The following is a 19,379-nucleotide window of genomic DNA, read 5'->3' as shown; positions in this document are numbered from 1 at the left end:
CGCGAGGGCCTTCCTCATGTTAACTGCGGAATCAGACGTTCTCGGTCAGGAACTTCTGGACAGCTGCGGCTGCAGCTTCCTCATCGTCGCCCTCGACCTTGATGGTAACGGTCTCGCCCTGCTTGACGCCCATGCCCATCAGAGCCATCAGCTTGCGCATATCGCAGCTCTTGCCGTCCTTTTCAAGGGTGACGCTGCTGGCAAAGCCCTTGACGGTCTTGACGAGCAGGCCGGCGGGACGAGCGTGGATGCCGCATGCATCCTTAACGGTATACTGGAATTCCTTCATAATCATTTTCTCCTTACTTAGATCCCGTGCGGCGCTTCTGCACCTGCGCCGGACGCAGCCCAGCTGCGGCACGGTTGATACTTCTATTATAAACCCTAGTCGGAAATTTTTCACCATTTTATATTGCTAATTTTTTATGCAAAATTTTGGTACAATTGAACATACAAATGTGACAAAAATGCGCAAATTTCACTTTTTCTTCCGCTTGTGCGTAAATTTTAGGCATTTTGTCCTTTGGCTTTGCAGCAGGAGCCAAAGACATTTCCGGCTGTTCCCGGTTTTTGCGGGCCATTCCGGTGCTCATTCCACCGGGTAGCCTTCCGCATCCAGCGGCAGTTCTGTATACGGCACCGCCTGCGGGGCAGCGTCCGGCTCACCGGAGGTCTGCTGCACATCCAGCTCTTCGTCATGGCGTTCGCCCCAGTCGCCGCTGTAGTCCTCGCCAGAGGTCTGCTGTGCTTCGTCGGTCAGTTCCTCGTCGTGGCGCTCGCCCCAGTCACCGCTGTAATCCTCGCCGGAGGTCTGCTGTGCTTCTGCCTCTGCCATGGCGGCCTGCATGTCTTTCAGGCCCACCACCACGCCGGAAGGCCGTTCCAGCAGATAGGCCCCCACAGCCTTTTTCTTATACACCAGCAGCACGCCGTAGCGGCTGGTCTCGCCGCTGCTGGCTGCCGGGATCAGGGCCGTCCATTTCTCCACCGTCTTGCCTTTATAGCGGGCAAGATCCATGCCGCTCTGCTGCACCACCCCGTTGAAGGCCGAAAAGCTGTCATCCCATTTGCGGGGGATCTTTACCTTATCTGCCGTGATGGACGCGCCGTCCACATCCAGACCATAGCCGGTGAACCAGGTCTGGATATCCTGCGCGCTCTCGATCCGGTTCACCGCCGCCGAGACCGCAACAGTGCGCTGGCTGATGAACCGGCCCAGCAGGGCGCTGCACACCACCAGTGCGCAGCACATGGCGCCAAGACCCAGTTTTTTCAGGCTCGTTTTGCTCAGTGTAACTACAAACATATCCCCATGCCTCCCCAGCCTGTTTATTGCTCTGAGAACAATTTATTCAGAGTCCGGGCAGGTTATGACGATTTAAAACGCCCGCCGTATGATTCTTCCCGTGCAGGGCGCGGCCGTGTGGGGCAGGCCGGATGGCTTTTACAAAATTTTTCTCCGCCGGGTACGTTCTCTTTTGCGTGCCAAAAGAGAACCAGAAAAGACGGCGGTGCCCGCAGGGCATGAAAGCCCCAGTGGGGCTTTTAAGCCGCAGACCGGTTTGCGCAGCAAATGCCGCGTGTTCAGCGCGGCAAGGTCTCCGCTACTTTCGAGGCGCGGGAGGCGGCGGGTTGCGGCTCCCTGCGTCTGCTTCGTGCCTTGAGTGGCACTCGCATCCTGCAGGCCGCTGCCCCAACAGCTCCTCCCTGTTTCGGCCGCTGGCCGCGGTCGTCGCCGTTGCAAACTAAGGGCTGCACGCCCCTAGTAACCCCAAAGGAGTTGGGCTCCATACAAAAAATCCAAGTCGCTTCGCTAAAGGATTTTTTGTGTTGCGCCGATTTGAAGTCGCTTGCGCGACGAAACGTAAGGGCAACAGCATGTTTTCATGCTGACGCGAATGCTCCCGCAGGGAGCCAGCGTCAGCAAATACCGTTTGCCGTTACGACCCTCCCTGTGAAAAAGCAACTCCGAAACGGCCGCAGCCGTTTCGGAGTTGCAAATAAAAATACTATTTCCGCTATTTATGCTCAGAGCGAAGCGGAGAGCATTCCAAATCGTCTCTCCCGCTTTAATGCGCCTTCACAAAATCCTCCGGCGAGACTTCGCCGTTCTGGCGGAGCACCCGTTTCAGCACCTGCATCACGCCGTATTCCCGATGGGACGGTGCCAGAAACGGCACCTGCGCCCGCAGCGGTTCGCTGCCGTTCTCCATCAGGAAGCCGTACTTCGCAGTGGTGAGCATCTCGGCATCGTTGTAGGTGTCGCCAAAGGCCATCATGCTGTCGGTCGGAATGCCCAGCAGTGCGCCCACCTTTGCCAGTGCTGCGCCCTTGTGTACACCGGGGTTCATCACGTCCACCCAGTTTCTGCCTGCCACCGCCACCGAGAATGCACCGCCATTTCCGGTGTGGAATGCGCCGTAGGTCCGGTCGAAGGCTTCCTGCGAGTCGTCGTTGGGCAGATAGATGGTAAACTTATCCGCCGCCGCTTCCACAGCGGTCAGGTCATCCACGTACTCCACCCGGGTGTAGAAGTTCTTGAACACGGCATCGTATCCTTCATCCCGCTTTTCCGCGTAGGCCGCCTGCAGTCCGCACAAAAGGCCCACATCTCCGGCCTGCTTCGTGCTCCGGACCAGCTGCCGCCAGCCTTCGGCAGGCATTTCGGACACAAACAGATCCTTGCCCTTCCAGCGGGCCGCACCGCCGTTATCGCCAATGAGGATGATCTCCTCCAGCAATTCCGGGAACATGGTCTCCAACGTGTAAAGCGGTCTGCCGCTGGCGGCGGCAAACAGGATGCCCTGCCCGGCCAATGCGCGGATCGTTTCCGCAAAATCCGGCGGGAGCTGGCTGCGTTCGTCCAGAAGGGTCGCATCCATGTCCGACGCGATCAGGCGAATGTGGTCCATAGGTCCCTCCCTTATCCCTTATCCAATGTAGCTGATGTTCACATCCATATCGCCCTTATAGCCGGGCAGGCGTGCCGTGCAGGTGCCCTGCCACAGTGCGCAGTCGATGGGGCTGCTGGCAACGCCATAATGTGCGTTCCAGATGGTATACTTTTTCAGGCTGTTCAGATTGATACGCTTGCGGTACCACAGGGTAGAGGCGTACACGCCGGGCTTGTAGCCCTGTGCCTTGACCTCCTCACAGAAGGCGATGGCGCACTTGGTGCGGTCCTCCATACCCAGACCGTCTGCGCGGCCGGAGCCGTTGGAAGCGCCGGATGCCTCGGTGTCAAAGAAGATGGGGTAATCCAGCTTGCGGCCGTTCAGCACATAGGCGCAGGCAAAGGCTTCCTCCTTGGCTTCCGCTTCGGTGGTGGCCTGACTGAAGAAGTACACGCCCACCTTCAGGCCTGCGTTCTTCACATTGGTGAAATGCTCCTCGAACATGGGGTCCAGCACCAGCGTACCGGCCGCACCATAGCCGCGGTAGCCGATGCGGACGATGACAAAGCTGACGCCCGCCTTTTTGATCTTCGCCCAGTCCACATTTTTCTGATACTTGGAAACATCCACGCCGAAGGTCTTGCCCTTTTCCAGCACGCCGTCCGCATTGAAATAATAGAGTTTATTGTCGATGCACTGGATGCCGGTCACCGGCTTGTTGGTGCTCTGGCTGTAGTAGTAGGTCTTGCCGCCGGAGGTGCGCCAGCCGGAGTAGACCGGCTCCGGCTGGGACTCGTCTTTTTTGCCCAGCCAGCCAAACAGGAAATTGAACAGCCAGCTGAAAAAACCGTTCTCATCGCTCAGGTCGATGCACTGAGCTTCGGCGGCATCCATGGCACCGGCATCCAGTGCGGCACGGATCTCCTCCGGGGTCAGTACAACGCTGTTTTCCGGGGTGTGCTGATTCGTGCTGTTTTCTTCGGCTTCTGTGGCCTGTACGGGCGGTGCCTCCGGGTCCTCGGCGGCCAGCTCCGGCGTCTCCGGCTGCAGGGTGGGCATATCCGCCTCCTGCACCGTCCCGGCAGACGTTGCCGTTTCCTCCGGCTGTGCAGCCAGTGCCAGCGGTGCGCTCATCGAAAAGGCAAGTGCCGCCGCCAGAACCGCCGCCGCACTGCGGACCTTGAACTTGTTCCAGAACATTTTTTTCATGCTGTGCTCCAAACTTTCTGAATTTATCGGGATGCCGCCCTCGCAGAGGGCAGCATTTCATATTTCGGATACGGTTCCAGTATACACCCGCAGACAAGCTTCCGTCAATTGCCGCTCCTGTGCCGTGCGCCCTCTGCGCTGCCCAAGACCCCGTACCAGAAAATGCTCCAAAACAGATACGTCTGCACCGGCAAAAACATTGCACAAAGCCAAAAATTGCAGATATTTCCAGTAAAATCAGCGTTTCATCTTGCTGTCTTGACAGGTGTATGGTATTATACTTGACATACAGTTTTTGCATTGAATCAACCATCTTGAAACAGAAAGGCAGTTTCTCATGTCAAATGTGAAAGATTTCTTAAAACGCAAGGATATCGTCATCACCCCGCAGCGCTATCTCATTGAGGCGCTGGGTGCCATGGCACAGGGCCTGTTTGCCAGCCTGCTGATCGGCACCATCATCAAGACGCTGGGCCAGCAGACCGGTCTGGACGTGCTGGTGGATCTGGGCGGCTACGCCACCGCCATGAGCGGCCCCGCCATGGCCTGTGCCATCGGCTGGGCACTGCACTGCCCGCCGCTGGTGCTGTTCAGCCTGATCACCGTGGGCTACTCTGCCAACGCTCTGGGCGGCGCAGGCGGCCCGCTGGCCGTGCTCATCATCGCCATCGCGGCTTCCGAGCTGGGCAAGGCCGTGAGCAAGGAGACCCGCGTGGACATCCTCGTGACCCCGCTGGTGACCATTTTTTCCGGCGTGGGCCTTTCCATGCTGATTGCCGCCCCCATCGGTGCCGCTGCAAGTCAGGTGGGCACCCTGATCATGTGGGCCACCGAGCAGGCCCCGCTGGTCATGGGCATTCTGGTGTCCGTCATCGTGGGCGTTGCACTGACTCTGCCCATTTCCTCTGCCGCCATCTGCGCCGCGCTGGGCCTGACCGGCCTTGCCGGCGGTGCTGCCGTGGCAGGCTGCTGTGCCCAGATGATCGGCTTTGCCGTGATGAGCTACAAGGAAAACGGTGTGGGCGGTCTGGTGAGCCAGGGCCTTGGCACCAGCATGCTGCAGATGGGCAACATCGTCAAGAACCCCCGCATCTGGATCGCACCCACGCTGGCCAGTGCCATCACCGGCCCGCTGGCCACCTGCGTGTTCCACTTTGAGATGAACGGTGCCGCCGTGTCCTCCGGTATGGGCACCTGCGGTCTGGTGGGCCAGATCGGCGTGTACACCGGCTGGGTCAGCGACATTGCCGCCGGCGTCAAGACCGCCATCACCCCCATGGACTGGGCTGCAATGGTGCTGCTGTGCTTTGTTCTGCCCGCCGTGCTGAGCGTGATCTTCTGCGAGATCGAGCGGAAGATGGGCTGGATCAAAGAGGGCGATCTGAAGCTGAACTGATTTTTTAAGCAGAAAATTCTTTTTGCTTTTTGATAGAGCAAATCCCGGCAGGCTGCGGTCTGCCGGGATTTGTCTTTTCACGGTTAAACACACGACTACGCTCTGCACAGGAAGCGCTCAAACGATCCGTTTCCCGTCCAGCACCGCCTGCGTAAGGGTGTCGCCTTCATACACCAGCTTGAGGGAGAAATAAGGCCGGTCCTCATTCAGCAGCCGGAAGAAGATCTTGTCGCCCTCCCAGATGGGCAGGCCGGTCACCTTCTCCTTCGGCACCCATTCCAGCACGCCCTCTCTGCAGGCGCTGCCCCGCACCATTTCGCCTTCCCAGCGGTCGGCGGTATACAGGTGGATGAACTCGGTCATGTTGCCCCAAATAAAGGTCAGCAGGCCCCGGGCACGGAAGCGTTTCAGGGTCAGGCCAGTCTCCTCCTTCACTTCCCGCAGCAGACAGTCCTCCGGGCTTTCAAACCGCTCAAACTTTCCGCCTACACCGATCCATTTGTCGTGGTTGTAGTCGTCCTGCTTTTTGATGCGGTGCAGCATCAGGTAGGCATCCTCCCGTTCCAGATAACACAGCGTGGTGCTGAAAATGGGAAATTCCGGGTTCATGAAGGCTCCTAGATTCATTGCGTTCTCCTTTTGATCTTGTTTTTGTGGAAAATGCCGTTTTTCGCTGCGGCCCCTCCCGGGAAAAAGCACCCCGGCAAAGCCCGCAGGCTTTGCCGGGGTGCAAACCAAAAATAACTTTTTCCTCTGAATATGCCAGAGCAACGCGGCGGCAATTTAAAGTCATTGCCCCTTCCGGCTTGCTCTTCCCTTGCCCGCATTGTTCAGCTTGCGCACAAGGTCGTTCTGATGCTTGCGCTGGCTGGGCGTGGGCTGCGGGTCTTTGGCCTCCTCGGCACGGCGTCCGCTCTGGGCGGCGTCCGGGTCGATGCGTTCCAGCGTCCATTCCTGATTGCCGCCGGCCACAAAGTTCCAGATCTGGGCCTGTGCACCGTTGGCGGTGTTCATGCCCACAAGGTCGATGTATTTATCCGCCAGCACATTGCGGATGCGGGTGCGCCCGCTGCGGGTGGGCTCCAGCGCCCAGCACTGACTCAGCCCGCTGGTGCGGCCCCACTGGTGCAGCCATGTGCCCTCCACCACACCGCCAAGGGCCAGATCCATCATCTTGCCGGTAAAGCGGTTGCAGATGCGCCAGCGGCCCTCGCCTGCATCCACGAACTGCCACTGCTGCCACGGATGGCCTGCATAGCTCCACAGCTGGATGGCCGCGCCGTTCTCGGTGTTGAAGTTCTTTACTTCCAGCACCTTTCCATTGGGGGCTTTGATGATATAAAATTCATTTTCCAGAATAACTGCCTGCGATGCCTTTGCCATAGAGCACGACTCCTTTCCAGTTTGGTAGCCCTATTATAACGTATTTGTCCTTTGGCAGCAAGGATGCTTTTCCATAATCTTTTTACGTTTTATTGTGCATTTTGACATGATTCCCGCAACGATAACGTTTACGCGCAACAAAACCGTCTCTGCAGGGAATTTCTTTACACTCCGGCCCGTCTTGTGATACAATAAAGGCACACGCTTTTAGGGAGGGATTTGGAATGACCAACGAAACCTTGGAAACCATTAAGAGCCGCCGCAGCTGCCGTGCCTATAAGCCGGAGCAGATCACCGACGAAGAGCTGAATGCCGTGCTGGAAGCCGGCACCTACGCCGCCAGCGCCATGGGCCGCCAGAGCGCAAAGATCGTGGTGGTGCAGGACGCTGCCACCCGCGCCCAGCTCACCCGCATGAACGCCGCTGTCATGGGCAAGGACACCGACCCTATGTACGGCGCTCCCACCATTCTGGTGGTGCTGGCCGATGCCGGTTCCAAGAATGCCGTGCCCGACGGCAGCCTTGTCATGGGCAATCTGATGCTGGCCGCGGCCTCGCTGGGGCTGGGCAGCTGCTGGATCAACCGTGCAAAGGAAGAGTTTGAATCCGACGAGGGCAAGGCCCTGCTCCGGCAGTGGGGCATCGAGGGTGATTGGGTCGGCGTCGGTCACTGCATTCTGGGCTATCCTGCTGCAGACCCCAAGCCCGCCGCACCCCGCAAGCCGGATTATATCGTAAAAGTATAAGGAGAACTATGAAGCCTGATTACAAGCTGGTCGCCAAGGCCAAATACATCCACGCCACCGCCGACCTTGCCAGTGAGCTCTGGCACGAGGTGTACAAGCGCTATTACCCCGCAAAGCAGCTGGACACCCTTGTGGAGGAGCTGCAGAGCGCAGACGCCATCGAAGCGGACATCGACAACGATGTGAACTATTTTCTGGTCGTTCTGGGCGGCAAGACCATCGGCTACTTTGCGTGGAAGATGGAGAACACCGCCCTGCATCTGATGCATCTGTACCTCAAGCCCGAATACCGCGGCAAGGCACTGGGCCGGGACATTGTGCTCTCCTGCGAGCGGCTGGCCCGCGGCGAGGGCAAGGGCCGTGTGTGGTGCACCGTGCACGCCAAGGCCCTGCCGGTGCAGCAGTTCTTCAAGGCACTGCGCTACCGCAATTTAAAGCCTGCTGAGCAGGACACCGGCACCGTCCCCCGGGACGAAGTGGTGTTTGAGCATACTCTGGGCTGATTTTGCTGCCGGAAAACCGCAAAATGCTATTGAATTTTTTCTTCGTTTGTTCTACACTAATGTAGTGTAATAAAGTGCCTGCCTGTGGGCGGCATCTGCAAAGAAGGAGAACGACATGGCAAAAGATCATCCTACCGGTCAGTCCGGTCTGTATCAGGCATTTTTGCAGCTCAAGACCCCGGAACAGTGCTACCGCTTTTTACAGGATGTGTGCAGCTATTCCGAGCTGAGCGCAATGGAGCAGCGCTACAACATTGCCGAAATGCTGGTGGACAAACGCATCTACACCGAGATCATGGATAAGACCGGTGCGTCCAGTGCCATCATCAGCCGGGTCAGCCGGGTGCTCAGTGCCGACGACAGCGTGCTGCGCGGCCTGCTGGAAGCGGAGAAATCTGCCGGCAAAACCAAAAAATGAGAAGCTGTGCCGCGTGCCGCCCGGAGCGGCATGCGGCTTTTTTGTCATCCGACCGGGAAGCAGCCGGTTCCCGCCGCGCGGGGATCCTGCGCTGCCTTTCTCCGGAGAAAACCTTCACAGGAGGGATATTTTATGAGTAAAGCTGTTGTATTTTTTGCCGAGGGCACCGAAGAGTGTGAAGCCCTGCTGGTGGTCGATCTGCTGCGCCGCGCCAAGGTGGAGGTGACCATTGCCAGCGCCACCGGCAACCGCGCCATCACCAGCAGCCACAAGGTGCACATCACCGCCGACGCACTGGCAGAGGACATCGATTACTCGGATGTGGACATGGTGGTGCTGCCCGGCGGCATCCCCGGCACCCCGAACCTTGCCGCCAACAAGACTGTCACCGACACCTGTGTTTCCTTTGCACAGGCGGGCAAAAAGGTCGCCGCCATCTGTGCCGCCCCCAGCGTGCTGGCACAGCTGGGCCTGCTGGAAGGCAGAAAGGCCACGGCTCACGCCGGTTTTCAGGATCAGCTGGCCGGTGCCGAGGTGCTGGATGCCGAGGTCGTCGTGGACGGCAATATCACCACCAGCTACGGTCTGGGCGGTGCCATTCCCTTTGCGCTGGAGCTGGTGCGCCAGCTGGCCGGACAGGCTGAGGCCGACCGCATCCGGAACGCCATCGCCTACCGCCACTGAGGGAGGGAGTCAGTATGCGTTTTGTTACCTGCCGCCTGCCGGACGGCGTAGAGGATCCGGCCATCCTTTCTGCCGACAGCACACAGGTCTGGCCCCTGAGCTGGCTGGGCCTTTCCTATGAAACCTTGTCCGACGCCATTCCCTTTCTGACCCCGCAGGTGCGGGCCGGGCTGCAGCTTGCCATTGCAGGCATCCCGGCCCTGCCCGTGGATGCCGTGCAGCTGCAAAGCCCCATCCCCTGCCCCGCGCAGGACGTGGTGTGCCTTGGCATCAACTACATGGCCCACTCGGACGAGGCAGAGAAATACTCTGCCGATGCCTTTGCCACAAAGCATCAGGACGCCATTTATTTTTCCAAGCGGGTCAGCCGCGCTGTGCCGGACGGCGGCTTCATTGAAGCCCACACCGACCTTGTGCAGAAGCTGGACTACGAATGCGAACTGGCCGTGGTTCTGGGCAGAGACGCCCGGGACGTGCCCGCCGGGCAGACGAAGGACTATGTGTTCGGCTACACCATCCTGAACGACGTTTCCGCCCGCGATGTGCAGACCGCCCACAAGCAGTGGTATTTCGGCAAGAGTCTGGACGGCTTTACGCCCATGGGCCCCTGCATCGTTACCGCAGACGAATTTGACACCTATCCGCCCAAAATGGGCATCCGCAGCTTTGTCAACGGCGAAAAACGGCAGGACTCCAACACCGGCCTGCAGATTTTTGACATCGACCATGTCATTCACGAGCTGTCGCAGGGCATGACCCTGAAGGCCGGAACCATCATCGCCACCGGCACCCCGGCAGGCGTGGGCATGGGCATGGACCCGCCGCAGTTTCTGAAGCCCGGCGACACGGTGCGCTGCGAGATCGACGGCATTGGCAGCCTGACCAACACCGTGCGGTGAGCACTGGCATTTGTGCCAAATATCCACTGCGTTTTCCGTCTGTTTGCATGAAAATCCGCAGCGGCACTGCTCTTTTCGGAGCGGGTGTGCTATACTGGCTGTATGAATGAAAAATGCGGCCCCGGGCCGCAGAAGGGGTAAATGAACTATGAAGGAATACGCATTCGGCATCGATCTGGGCGGTACCACCGCTAAGATCGGCCTGTTCAAGACCACCGGCGAGCTGCTGGAAAAGTGGGAAGTTCCCACCGACACCTCCAACGCCGGTGAACACATTCTGGAAAATCTGGCTGCCGCCGTGCAGGGCAAGATGCAGGAAAAAGGCCTTGCCGCCGCTCAGGTGGAAGGCGTGGGCGTGGGCGTGCCCGGCCCTGTGCTGGACAGCCGCATCGTGCCCATCATCTGCGCAAACCTCGGCGGCTGGGGCAAGCACAACGTAGCCGAAGAGCTGAGCACCATGCTGGGCGGCATCCGGGTCCTGGTGGGCAATGACGCCAACGTGGCTGCTCTGGGCGAGATCTGGATGGGTGCGGCCAAGGGCTGCCGCAGCGCGGTCATGGTCACGCTGGGCACCGGCGTGGGCGGCGGCGTCATCGTCAACGGCAAGGTCATCGATGGCACCCACGGTGCCGGCGGCGAGATCGGTCACATCACGGTGGACCGCCACGAGACCGCCGCCTGCGGCTGCGGCAAGCACGGATGTCTGGAACAGTATTCCAGTGCTACCGGCGTTGTGCGCTGCATGAAGAAGCTGCTGGACGAGAACCCGGACACCCCCTGCACCCTGCGCGGCACCGAGTTTGCCGCCAAGGACGTGTTTGATGCCGCCCGCAATGGCGACGCCCTTGCCGCCCGCGAGGTGGACGAGATGACCGATACCCTCGGCATGGCGCTGGCAACCATTGCCGCCACCGTGGACCCGGAGATGTTCATGGTGGGCGGCGGCGTGTCCCGCGCAGGCGAGGTTCTGTTTGCCCCGCTGCGGGAGCACTTCAAGGTCTATGCCTTCAAGTCCTGCCGTGAGACCCCCATCGTGCCCGCCATCCTCGGCAACGATGCCGGTATCTATGGTTCTGTGCGCCTGATCGTGGGCGAATGATCCCTCTGTACGCAAAAAGCTCTGCCGTGCTTGCGGCAGAGCTTTTTTGTATGCGTGCTTTTTTACAGTGTATCTTCCCCCGGCAGCTGGTTCCACAGGCGGTAGTAGACGCCCTGCTTTGCCAGCAGCTGGTCATGGGTGCCGGACTCCACGATGCCCTCTTCGCCCAGCACAAGGATGCGGTCGTAGTCCTTGATGGTGGTCAGGCGGTGGGCGATGGTCAGGGTGGTGCGGCCATGGGCCAGCTTTTCAAGGCTCTGGCCCACCAGGATCTCGCTTTCGTTGTCCAGTGCGCTGGTAGCCTCGTCCAGAATGAGGATGGGCGGGTTCTTCAGGAACACCCGCGCAATGGCGATGCGCTGCTTCTGCCCGCCGGAGAGCTTGACGCCGCGCTCACCCACGTAGGTGTCAAAGCCGTCCTTCAGGGCCAGAATGAACTTTTCCGCACCCGCCAGACGCGCCGCTTCCATGATCTCTTCGCGGGTGGCACCGGGCTTGCCGTAGGCGATGTTCTGGGCTACCGTACCGCTGAACAGGTACACGTCCTGCTGCACGATGCCAATGTCGTTGCGCAGGCTGCGCAGGGTGACATGGCGGATATCCTGTCCGTCGATCAGGATGCGGCCGCTGGTCACCTCGTAGAAGCGGGGGATGAGGTTGCACAGGGTGGTCTTGCCGCCGCCCGAGGGGCCGACCAGCGCCAGCCGTTCGCCCGCCCGGATATCCAGACTGACGTTGTGCAGGACCTTGTTGTGGTCGTCCGGGTACTCAAAGCTGACATTTTCAAACCGGATGTCACCGGGGCCGGGCTGCAGCGGCACCGCGTCCGGGGCGTCGCCGATGGTCACAGGGGTGTCCATGATCTCGGCAAAGCGCTCGATGCCGGTCATGCCGCGCTGGAACTGCTCGGCAAACTCCACGATGCGGCGGATGGTGGCAATGAGGGTGGTGACGTACAGCATATAGGCCACCATGTCACCGGCGGTGATCCTGCCGTACACCAGCGAGAGGCCGCCTGCCAGAATGACCACCAGATACATCAGGCCGTCGAACAGGCGGGTGGAGGTGTTGAAGGCACCCATGGCGTAGTAGCCGAGGGTCTTGATCTGCTCAAAATCCCTGTTGCCCTTTGCAAACTTCTCGCGTTCCTCATCCTCGGCGGCAAAGGCCTTCACGACGCCCTGCCCCAGCAGGCTGTCCTCGATGGTGGAGTTCAGCTCGCCGATCTGCACGCGCTGCTGGCGGAACCGCGCCCGCAGCCGTCCGTTCAGGTAAACGGACACCACGCCCATCAGCGGCACGCAGGCGAACACCGCCAGCGTCAGCGGCACACTGGCCCGGCACAGGATGACAAAGGACACCACGATCTTGATGGCCGCAATGAAAAATTCCTCCGGGCAGTGGTGGGCAAACTCGGTCACATCGAACAGGTCGTTGGTGATGCGGCCCATGATGGTGCCCACCTTGGTGTTGTTGTAGTAGGTGTGGTCCAGCTTCAGCAGGTGGTCAAAGGCATCGCGGCGCATGTCGGTCTCGATGTGGACGCCCATGATATGGCCGATGCTGGACATATAGTAGCTGGCTGCACCGTCGATGATGCGCAGCACAAAATAGAGTGCCGCCAGCCGCAGCACGATGCCCGCCGTCAGGGTGATGCCCACGCCCATGGCGGCGTTGGTGATGGTGCTCATGATCTTGGGCAGCACGATATCACACAGGGTGGTCAGCGCTGCACAGAACAGATCCAGAAACAGGGTCTTTTTGTACTTTGCCAGATAGGGCAGAAACCGCCGGATCAGCGCACCGCTGCCTGCGTGGTGCGCCCCGGGGTCGTTGATCTTGGTTTTTGACATGGTTCCTCCTGTTGTAAAACCCTCTCAGGCTCACTTCGTTCGCCAGCTCCCCCTCTCGGGGGAGGTGGCATTGCGCAGCAATGACGGAGAGGGTTCATTCTCTTACTTTTTACTGTAATCCCGTTCGCCGTAGATGGCGGTGCCGATGCGCACGAGGGTGGCACCCTCACAGATGGCGTTTTCAAAGTCGCCGCTCATGCCCATGGAAAGGGTCTCCATGGACACGTTGGGATAGCCGCGTTCGCCCGCCTGTACGAACAGCTTGTACACCTCGGCCAGATAGCGGCGGTTGCGGGCATCATCGTCGTTCACGGGAGGAATGGCCATCAGCCCCTTGACCCGGATGTGCTCCTGTGCGGCAGCGGCATCCAGCAGCGGCCAGAGTGCTTCCGGTGCCACGCCGGTCTTGCTCTCCTCCCCGCCGATGTTCACCTCCAGCAGCACGTCCTGCACGATGCCGGCCCTGGCGGCTTCCTTCTCGATGGCATTCAGCAGATGCTCACTGTCCACGCTCTGGATGAGGCTGGCGCGGCCCAGCACCTTTTTGATCTTGTTGGTCTGCAGATGGCCGATAAAGTGGCTGGGCTTACCGCAGTAGGCACCGGCGTCAAAGTTTGCGCACAGCTCCTGCACATGGTTCTCGCCAAACACATCGATGGGCAGCGCGGCACTTGCGGCCACCGTCTGTGCAGTGCGGGTCTTGCAGGCAGCGCACAGCTGCACCGCTGCCGGGTCGCGACCTGCTTCACGGGCGGCAGCAGCCATTTTTTCCCGGATCTCTGCCACGGCCTCCTTCATCTGTTCCAGATTCTTTTCTGCCATGATGCTCAGTCCTCCTCGGTATACTTGGCGCGCTCGCCGCCAATGAGCTTCGGGCGGGTGCGGGCGCACAGGATGTTGGCTTCGCCGATCTTTGAAAGGCTCAGCCGCACTGGCACTGCCACCCTTCTGAGGTGCATCCCGATGAGGGTGCCGCCGATATCAATGCCTGCGTGGGCGCGGATCTCCTCCACGGCCACCGGCTCCCGGAACTTCTTCCAGCAGGTGGTGGCCCAGCTGCCGCCTGCATGGGGGCGGGGCACCACGCACACCTCTTCCCAACCGTATTTTTCGGCGGCTTCGCGCTCGATGATAATAGCGCGGTTCAGATGCTCACAGCACTGCGCGGCCAGCCAGATGCCGTTTTCGGCCAGCACTGGGGCAATGCCCGCGTACACGGCCTGTGCCGCCTCGAGGCTGGAATCCTTGCCGATGTGCCCGCCTACGATCTCGCTGGAGGAGCAGCCCACTACGAACACGTCCCCTTTTTTCAGCTTAGCCTGCGCCAGCAGCTCTGTCACGGCCTGCCGCGCCTCGGTTTCGATCTGTTTTTTGAATTCCTCTGTCATAAAAAACACCTCGTTTTTTATCAAAAATCAAAGATTTGCACTGCGCACCTTTTCGCTGCCTGCAAGGCCGAGATACAGCCTGCTTTCCACCGGGCACAGCGCTGTCACGCTGCCTGCGCCTCGGCCGGAGACCACCCGCTGCCAGCTGCCGTCTGCGGTGTCCACCGCCTCGGCGCAGGGGGCGTCCGCAGGCAGGCTGAACAGCTTCTCCTGCAGATTCCGGCCTGCACGCAGGGCGATGCCCCGCAGCAGGGTGCTGCCTGCATTTTTTTCCAGCCAGCTGCTGCGGGCCCAGCGGTAGCCGATGTACAGGGTCCCGTCCGGGTCCATCGCCAGTGCACCGGGATACCCCGGCAGGCCGGAGACCAAGCTGCTGCAGTTCTTTCCGCCTGCGGTCAGATCCTGCGCGTCAGCGCTCACCCTCCACACACAGCGGTTTGCAAGGTCGGAGACATACAGGGTGCTGCCGTCCGGGCTCAGTGCCAGACCGGCCGCACCGGCCACGCCGCCCAGCACCTTCTGCACCGAGCGTGCCGCCGGGTCGTACACATACACACAGCCGGTGCCGGTGTGGGCCAGCAGTTCGGTACGCAGGGTGCTCTCCAGCCCGTCGGCAGCACCGGCAGCGGCAGCAACCGCAAAATAGATCCGGCCGTCCGGCGCGGCTTCCACCGCCGAAACGGCCCCCAGCGGCGCGCCATCGATCTGGGTCACCACCTGCTCCACCGCCGTGCCCCAGCTGTCGTGGGCGGCACGGCACAGACTGCCGCCGCCGGGTGTGAGGATGTTCAGCCACAGGTCCCCGCTGCCGTCAAAGGCAAAGCCGGTCAGCTCTCCGTCCACCGTCAGCACCGCCGCCGTGTGACCGCCATCGGTGCGCACAAGGTCGCTCCGGCGCTTTTTCAGCGCGGCGCCATCGTAGACTGCAGCATATACAAGGCCGTCCCGGGCGCGGATGCAGTCCACGTTCTGATACTCGCCCAGGTCCAGCGTACCCTTATCGTCGGTTGCAAGGGCCGTCTGTGCTGCACCGGTATCCTGCCGTACAGCAGGGGCATCGTACGCCTGCGGCGGTGTATCGATGGGCCGGAACACCAGTGTATATACCAGCGCCAGCAGAATGCACACGCCAAACACCGTGCTGGCCGTGCGGAAGCGCTTGAGCAGGGCGTCCCGCTCGGCAGCCGCCTGCGCGGCATATTCTGCCCGGCGGCGGGCGGCTCTGGCATTGACGCGGTTTGCCCGCCGCAGCCAGCGGTCCACGAACAATGCCACCTGCGGCCCAATGGTGAGCGACGCAATGGCAAGGATGAGCAGAAATTCAACAAGTCCGATCCTCATAGGGCTATTTCCTTTGTTTGTCAGCAGTCTTGGCAGGTTTGCCTGCCCTTATCGTTTCAGTATAGCATTTGCGGCGCGGCAGTGCAAGCATCCGCCGCAGACCTTTTTCCGCATCTTTCCTGCAAAAGGCTTTTTTGCTGCACGAAAGTATGCTATAATCCGTTTGGTGATAACATCGTGCACAAACGACCGGAATCGAGGATGAAAATGGAACCATTCAAATACAACGTTCTGCCGGGCCGCTACCGGCATTTCAAGGGCAACGAATACGAGGTGCTGGGCATGGCCCGGCACAGCGAGACCGAAGAGGAAATGGTGGTGTACCGTGCTTTGTACGGTGAGCGCGGCCTCTGGGTGCGCCCGGCCGCCATGTGGTGTGAGACCGTGGAGCGGGACGGCAGGGTGCAGCCGCGCTTTGTGCGCATCGAGGAATAAGCGCCGTGCCGCAGCCGAAAATGCATACAAAAAGAGGTCCTTCCGGGTGCATCCGGAAGGACCTTTTACGTTCTGCTGCGCCACTGCACGGCGCAGCGTTCTTCATTTACCTGTAAAGCACTTATTCCTCAAAGCCCAGTACGTAGGTCACAATGGCAGCCACCACGATGGCAGTCACGATGGCGATGCTCATGGCGATGATGGTATCTTGGAAGATGGGCAGGGCCAGCACGGTGGAGTAGCCCATCACGTAAGCCTTAGCGCCCAGCAGGCCGGCCACAACGCCGCCCACAGCGCCGCCGGCCATCACGCCGTACATGGGCTTTTTGCGGGGCAGGTTGATGCCGTAGATGGCAGGCTCGGTAACACCGGCCACGATGCAGCCGAATGCGATGGACAGAGCTTCGGCACGCTTCTCAGCGCTCTTGGTGCGCAGGGCCACGCCGATGCAGGCACCGCCTTCTGCCATGTTGTGCAGAATGAATGCGGGGCGGAACACAGCGTCGTAGCCGGGGTTGGTCAGAGCCTGTGCCATGAAGGGCACCAGACCAATGTGCATACCGGTCATGACCAGCCAGGGCAGGCAGGCGGCCAGCAGGCCCACGGTGATAAAGCCGATCTTATCGCCCAGGAAGCTGAACGCGACGGCCAGATAGTTGCCCAAATAGCCGCCCAGAGGAGCCAGCACGGTGAAGCCCAGAATGGAGGTGACGGTAACGGTGCACAGGCCCACCAGCAGGGACTTGAAGATGCCCGGAACGATCTTGTTGAAGAACTTTTCCAGATAGTATGCGCACAGTGCGATCAGCAGCGCCGGCAGCAGGGAGCTGGAGTAGCTCATCAGGCGCACGGGGATGCCCAGCAGGGTAATGGGCTCACCGGCAGCCACCAGCGCGGTGTACTTGCCGTGCAGCAGGGCTGCGGCACAGATCATGGAGTAGATGGGGGTGCCGCCCAGCTTTTTGGCTGCGCCGTAGGCAACAAAGATGGGCATGAAGAAGAAGACTGCATCCGCAACGCCGCTGAGCAGGGCGTATGTAGCGGTATCGGCAAAGCCTGCATTCACCAGCGTGATGAGCAGCAGCAGCACCTTGAGCATACCGCCGGCCACCAGGCCGGTGATCATGGGCGACACGGCAGCGGAAACGTAGTTCAGCACTGCAACACCTGCGCTCTTCACGGTGAGGGGTTGCTTTTCCTTGGGCACATCCAGATTCTCGTTGATGGCTGCGCCTTCCTTGAGGTCAAAGTCCTTCACGACCGCCTCATACACGGGCAGCAGATTCTTGCCCAAAACCACCATCAGCTGGCCGCCGGCGTAGATCACGCCCAGCACGCCGGGGATCTTTTTCAGTGCTTCCTGATCCGCCTTGTTCAGATCCTTGACCACGAACCGCAGCCGGGTCATGCAGTGTGCCACGCTGGAAATGTTCTCGGTACCGCCCACCAGCTGAACCACTTCCGCAGCCGTTTTCTTTGCGTCAAATGCCATATTGTTTCTCCTTTGCTTTATTTATGATTCCTTTATTCGTTCCAGAGGCTTTCGCCGTTGGTGGCGATGACCTCTTTCATCCAATCGTAAGACAGCTTCTTGCGGCGTGCACAGGTGCCGTTGCCCTTATCGTCCATATCCACATAGATGTGGCCGTAGCGCTTCTTCATCTCACCGGTGGAAAGGCTTACCAGATCGATGCAGCCCCACATGGTGTAGCCCAGGCACGGCACACCGTCGATCACGATCGCGTCGATCATGGCCTTGAGGTGGTCGCGCAGGTAGTTGATGCGGTAGGTATCGTTGATGGTGCCGTCCTCTTCGATCTCGTCGATGGCACCCAGACCGTTCTCCACGATGAAGATGGGCTTCTGGTAGCGGTCGTAGATCTCGTTCATGCAATAGCGCAGGCCCAGCGGGTCGATGGGCCAGCCCCACGGGGTGCTCTGCAGATAGGGGTTCTGGTCTCCGCCGATCACGTTGAACTTGGTCTCGGTGCTCACGGTGCAGGAGCGATAGTAGCTGAAGGACACAAAGTCCAGCGTGCCGCTCTTCAGGATCTCGTCATCGCCCGGCTCGGTGTGCAGGGTCACACCGCGGCGGCCAAACAGGTCGCCGGTGTAGGAGGGGTAGTAGCCGCGGGCCATCACATCGATGAAGAACAGGCTTTCGCGGCGGCACTGCATCTGGCGGAACATATCCTCCGGCTTGCAGGTGGCGGGGTAGATCTCGCTCAGGGCATACATGGCACCAAACTGGGAGCCGGGCATCATCTCGTGGCCCAGCTTGACGGCCTGTGCGCTGGCAAGGAACATGTTGTGCACGGCGTTGTAGTGGGTCTGGTCGTCGGCGCTGGAGGTGCCGCAGGAGGCGTAGCCGCGCACGGCGTTGATCTCGTTGAAGGTGAGCCAGTAGCGGCACCGCATGCCGATGCGCTCAAACAGGGTGCGGCAGTAGTGCAGGTAGCAGTCGATGGTGTGGCGGCTCTCCCAGCCGTTGTACTTCTCGGCCAGAGCGGCGGGCAGCTCATCGTGATGGATGGTGATGAGTGGCTCCATGCCGTGCTTTTCCAGCTCGTCGATGAGGTCCAGATAGAACTTCAGGCCCTCTTCGTTGGGCTGCTGCTCTTCGCCGGTGGGGAAGATACGGCTCCAGCAGATGGAGAAACGGTACACATTGTAGCCCATACCGGCCATCAGCTCCACATCTTCCTTCATGTGGTGGTAGCCGTCCACAGCGTTGTGGCTGGGATAGTAGCAGTCCGGGTAGACGTGCGGCTTTGCGCCTTCCGGGAAGCTCTCGGCTGCAAAAAAGCTGCTGCGTGCCTTGGCAAAGCCGCCGTCTGCCAGCAGCAGGGTGTTGCCGCGCGGGTCCTGCACGGAGCCATCGGTCTCAAAATCGTGGGTAGAAAGGCCGCGTCCGCCCTCCTGCCAGCCGCCCTCGTACTGGAAGTCGGCGGTGGCACCGCCCCACAAAAATCCATCGGGTACTCTCATATGCGTCTCCTTTTCTTCGTCATTGTGCTTGAAAATCGCATTTGCCGTTCGTTGCTTCTATTATATTTGCCCGTAATGGATACATGGGAAATTTCGCATTTTGGAAACAAAAAGCGCGTACATTCGGCAGTTTGCTAAAATGT

Annotated in this window: 21 protein-coding genes; 8 read left to right on the top strand and 13 right to left on the bottom strand. The window is 60.1% G+C overall.

Going from position 1 to position 19,379, the window contains the following annotated elements; translation table 11 throughout:
- Window positions 1-31: 31 nt before the first annotated feature.
- From ACKXF9_RS04135 to ACKXF9_RS04115, 5 genes are all read right to left on the bottom strand, one after another.
- Window positions 32-295, bottom strand: coding sequence for an HPr family phosphocarrier protein (locus ACKXF9_RS04135; protein ID WP_249237914.1), 264 nt, complete (start codon window positions 293-295; stop codon window positions 32-34).
- A gap of 112 nt (window positions 296-407) precedes the next feature.
- Window positions 408-581, bottom strand: coding sequence for a hypothetical protein (locus tag ACKXF9_RS04130; protein ID WP_418265389.1), 174 nt, complete (start codon window positions 579-581; stop codon window positions 408-410).
- Window positions 582-589: 8 nt separating this feature from the next.
- Window positions 590-1,306, bottom strand: a complete 717-nt coding sequence (locus ACKXF9_RS04125; RefSeq protein WP_418265388.1) for a DUF4830 domain-containing protein — start codon at window positions 1,304-1,306, stop codon at window positions 590-592.
- A gap of 763 nt (window positions 1,307-2,069) precedes the next feature.
- Window positions 2,070-2,912 (bottom strand): HAD family hydrolase, encoded by an 843-nt coding sequence (locus tag ACKXF9_RS04120; RefSeq protein ID WP_418265387.1) that lies wholly within the window; start codon window positions 2,910-2,912, stop codon window positions 2,070-2,072.
- An 18-nt stretch (window positions 2,913-2,930) separates the two neighbouring features.
- Window positions 2,931-4,103: a GH25 family lysozyme gene (locus tag ACKXF9_RS04115; protein ID WP_418265386.1), complete on the bottom strand. Its 1,173-nt coding sequence runs from the start codon at window positions 4,101-4,103 to the stop codon at window positions 2,931-2,933.
- 337 nt (window positions 4,104-4,440) lie between these two features.
- Here ACKXF9_RS04115 and ACKXF9_RS04110 point away from each other — a divergent pair, with 337 nt between their 5' ends.
- Window positions 4,441-5,499 (top strand): PTS transporter subunit IIC, encoded by a 1,059-nt coding sequence (locus tag ACKXF9_RS04110; RefSeq protein ID WP_418265385.1) that lies wholly within the window; start codon window positions 4,441-4,443, stop codon window positions 5,497-5,499.
- A gap of 117 nt (window positions 5,500-5,616) precedes the next feature.
- On the opposite strand, the gene ACKXF9_RS04105 is transcribed toward ACKXF9_RS04110, so the two are convergent.
- Entirely contained in the window at window positions 5,617-6,126 is a 510-nt protein-coding gene (locus ACKXF9_RS04105; protein WP_418265384.1) for an NUDIX hydrolase, read from the bottom strand.
- A 162-nt stretch (window positions 6,127-6,288) separates the two neighbouring features.
- Window positions 6,289-6,882 (bottom strand): RICIN domain-containing protein, encoded by a 594-nt coding sequence (locus ACKXF9_RS04100; RefSeq protein WP_249237907.1) that lies wholly within the window; start codon window positions 6,880-6,882, stop codon window positions 6,289-6,291.
- Window positions 6,883-7,106: 224 nt separating this feature from the next.
- Here ACKXF9_RS04100 and ACKXF9_RS04095 point away from each other — a divergent pair, with 224 nt between their 5' ends.
- The 6 genes from ACKXF9_RS04095 (at window position 7,107) to ACKXF9_RS04070 (ending at window position 11,231) form a co-directional block, all read left to right on the top strand.
- Entirely contained in the window at window positions 7,107-7,628 is a 522-nt protein-coding gene (locus ACKXF9_RS04095; protein ID WP_339394658.1) for a nitroreductase family protein, read from the top strand.
- 8 nt (window positions 7,629-7,636) lie between these two features.
- Window positions 7,637-8,131: a GNAT family N-acetyltransferase gene (locus ACKXF9_RS04090; RefSeq protein WP_249237905.1), complete on the top strand. Its 495-nt coding sequence runs from the start codon at window positions 7,637-7,639 to the stop codon at window positions 8,129-8,131.
- A gap of 115 nt (window positions 8,132-8,246) precedes the next feature.
- Complete coding sequence (locus ACKXF9_RS04085; RefSeq protein ID WP_418265383.1) at window positions 8,247-8,549, top strand: YerC/YecD family TrpR-related protein; 303 nt, start codon at window positions 8,247-8,249, stop codon at window positions 8,547-8,549.
- Between the two features lie 132 nt (window positions 8,550-8,681).
- Window positions 8,682-9,233, top strand: a complete 552-nt coding sequence (locus ACKXF9_RS04080; RefSeq protein WP_348584437.1) for a DJ-1 family glyoxalase III — start codon at window positions 8,682-8,684, stop codon at window positions 9,231-9,233.
- A gap of 14 nt (window positions 9,234-9,247) precedes the next feature.
- Window positions 9,248-10,132: a fumarylacetoacetate hydrolase family protein gene (locus ACKXF9_RS04075; RefSeq protein WP_418265382.1), complete on the top strand. Its 885-nt coding sequence runs from the start codon at window positions 9,248-9,250 to the stop codon at window positions 10,130-10,132.
- Between the two features lie 148 nt (window positions 10,133-10,280).
- Window positions 10,281-11,231 carry an ROK family glucokinase gene (locus ACKXF9_RS04070; RefSeq protein ID WP_348584434.1) on the top strand — a complete coding sequence of 317 codons (951 nt, stop codon included), beginning with the start codon at window positions 10,281-10,283 and terminating at the stop codon, window positions 11,229-11,231.
- Window positions 11,232-11,293: 62 nt separating this feature from the next.
- Here ACKXF9_RS04070 and ACKXF9_RS04065 read toward each other — a convergent pair whose 3' ends face one another.
- From ACKXF9_RS04065 to ACKXF9_RS04050, 4 genes are all read right to left on the bottom strand, one after another.
- Window positions 11,294-13,084 (bottom strand): ABC transporter ATP-binding protein, encoded by a 1,791-nt coding sequence (locus ACKXF9_RS04065; protein WP_418265381.1) that lies wholly within the window; start codon window positions 13,082-13,084, stop codon window positions 11,294-11,296.
- Window positions 13,085-13,186: 102 nt separating this feature from the next.
- On the bottom strand, window positions 13,187-13,906 hold the full coding sequence (locus ACKXF9_RS04060) for a YggS family pyridoxal phosphate-dependent enzyme (protein ID WP_418265380.1): 720 nt from the start codon (window positions 13,904-13,906) through the stop codon (window positions 13,187-13,189).
- A gap of 5 nt (window positions 13,907-13,911) precedes the next feature.
- Entirely contained in the window at window positions 13,912-14,472 is a 561-nt protein-coding gene (locus ACKXF9_RS04055) for a TIGR01440 family protein (RefSeq protein ID WP_348584429.1), read from the bottom strand.
- Between the two features lie 27 nt (window positions 14,473-14,499).
- Window positions 14,500-15,813 (bottom strand): SMP-30/gluconolactonase/LRE family protein, encoded by a 1,314-nt coding sequence (locus tag ACKXF9_RS04050; protein ID WP_418265379.1) that lies wholly within the window; start codon window positions 15,811-15,813, stop codon window positions 14,500-14,502.
- A gap of 207 nt (window positions 15,814-16,020) precedes the next feature.
- Between ACKXF9_RS04050 and ACKXF9_RS04045 the strand changes: the two genes are divergently transcribed.
- Window positions 16,021-16,248, top strand: coding sequence for a DUF1653 domain-containing protein (locus ACKXF9_RS04045; protein ID WP_418265378.1), 228 nt, complete (start codon window positions 16,021-16,023; stop codon window positions 16,246-16,248).
- Window positions 16,249-16,369: 121 nt separating this feature from the next.
- Here ACKXF9_RS04045 and ACKXF9_RS04040 read toward each other — a convergent pair whose 3' ends face one another.
- Both ACKXF9_RS04040 and ACKXF9_RS04035 read right to left on the bottom strand, forming a co-directional pair.
- Complete coding sequence (locus ACKXF9_RS04040) at window positions 16,370-17,740, bottom strand: PTS transporter subunit EIIC (RefSeq protein ID WP_418265377.1); 1,371 nt, start codon at window positions 17,738-17,740, stop codon at window positions 16,370-16,372.
- A 32-nt stretch (window positions 17,741-17,772) separates the two neighbouring features.
- Window positions 17,773-19,236 (bottom strand): family 1 glycosylhydrolase, encoded by a 1,464-nt coding sequence (locus ACKXF9_RS04035; protein ID WP_348584425.1) that lies wholly within the window; start codon window positions 19,234-19,236, stop codon window positions 17,773-17,775.
- Window positions 19,237-19,379 lie beyond the last annotated feature (143 nt).

The organism is Faecalibacterium sp. 9 (assembly GCF_048320955.1).
In the GTDB taxonomy this organism is placed as follows: domain Bacteria; phylum Bacillota; class Clostridia; order Oscillospirales; family Ruminococcaceae; genus Faecalibacterium; species Faecalibacterium wellingii.
This window is presented reverse-complemented; position numbering and strand designations above follow the sequence as displayed.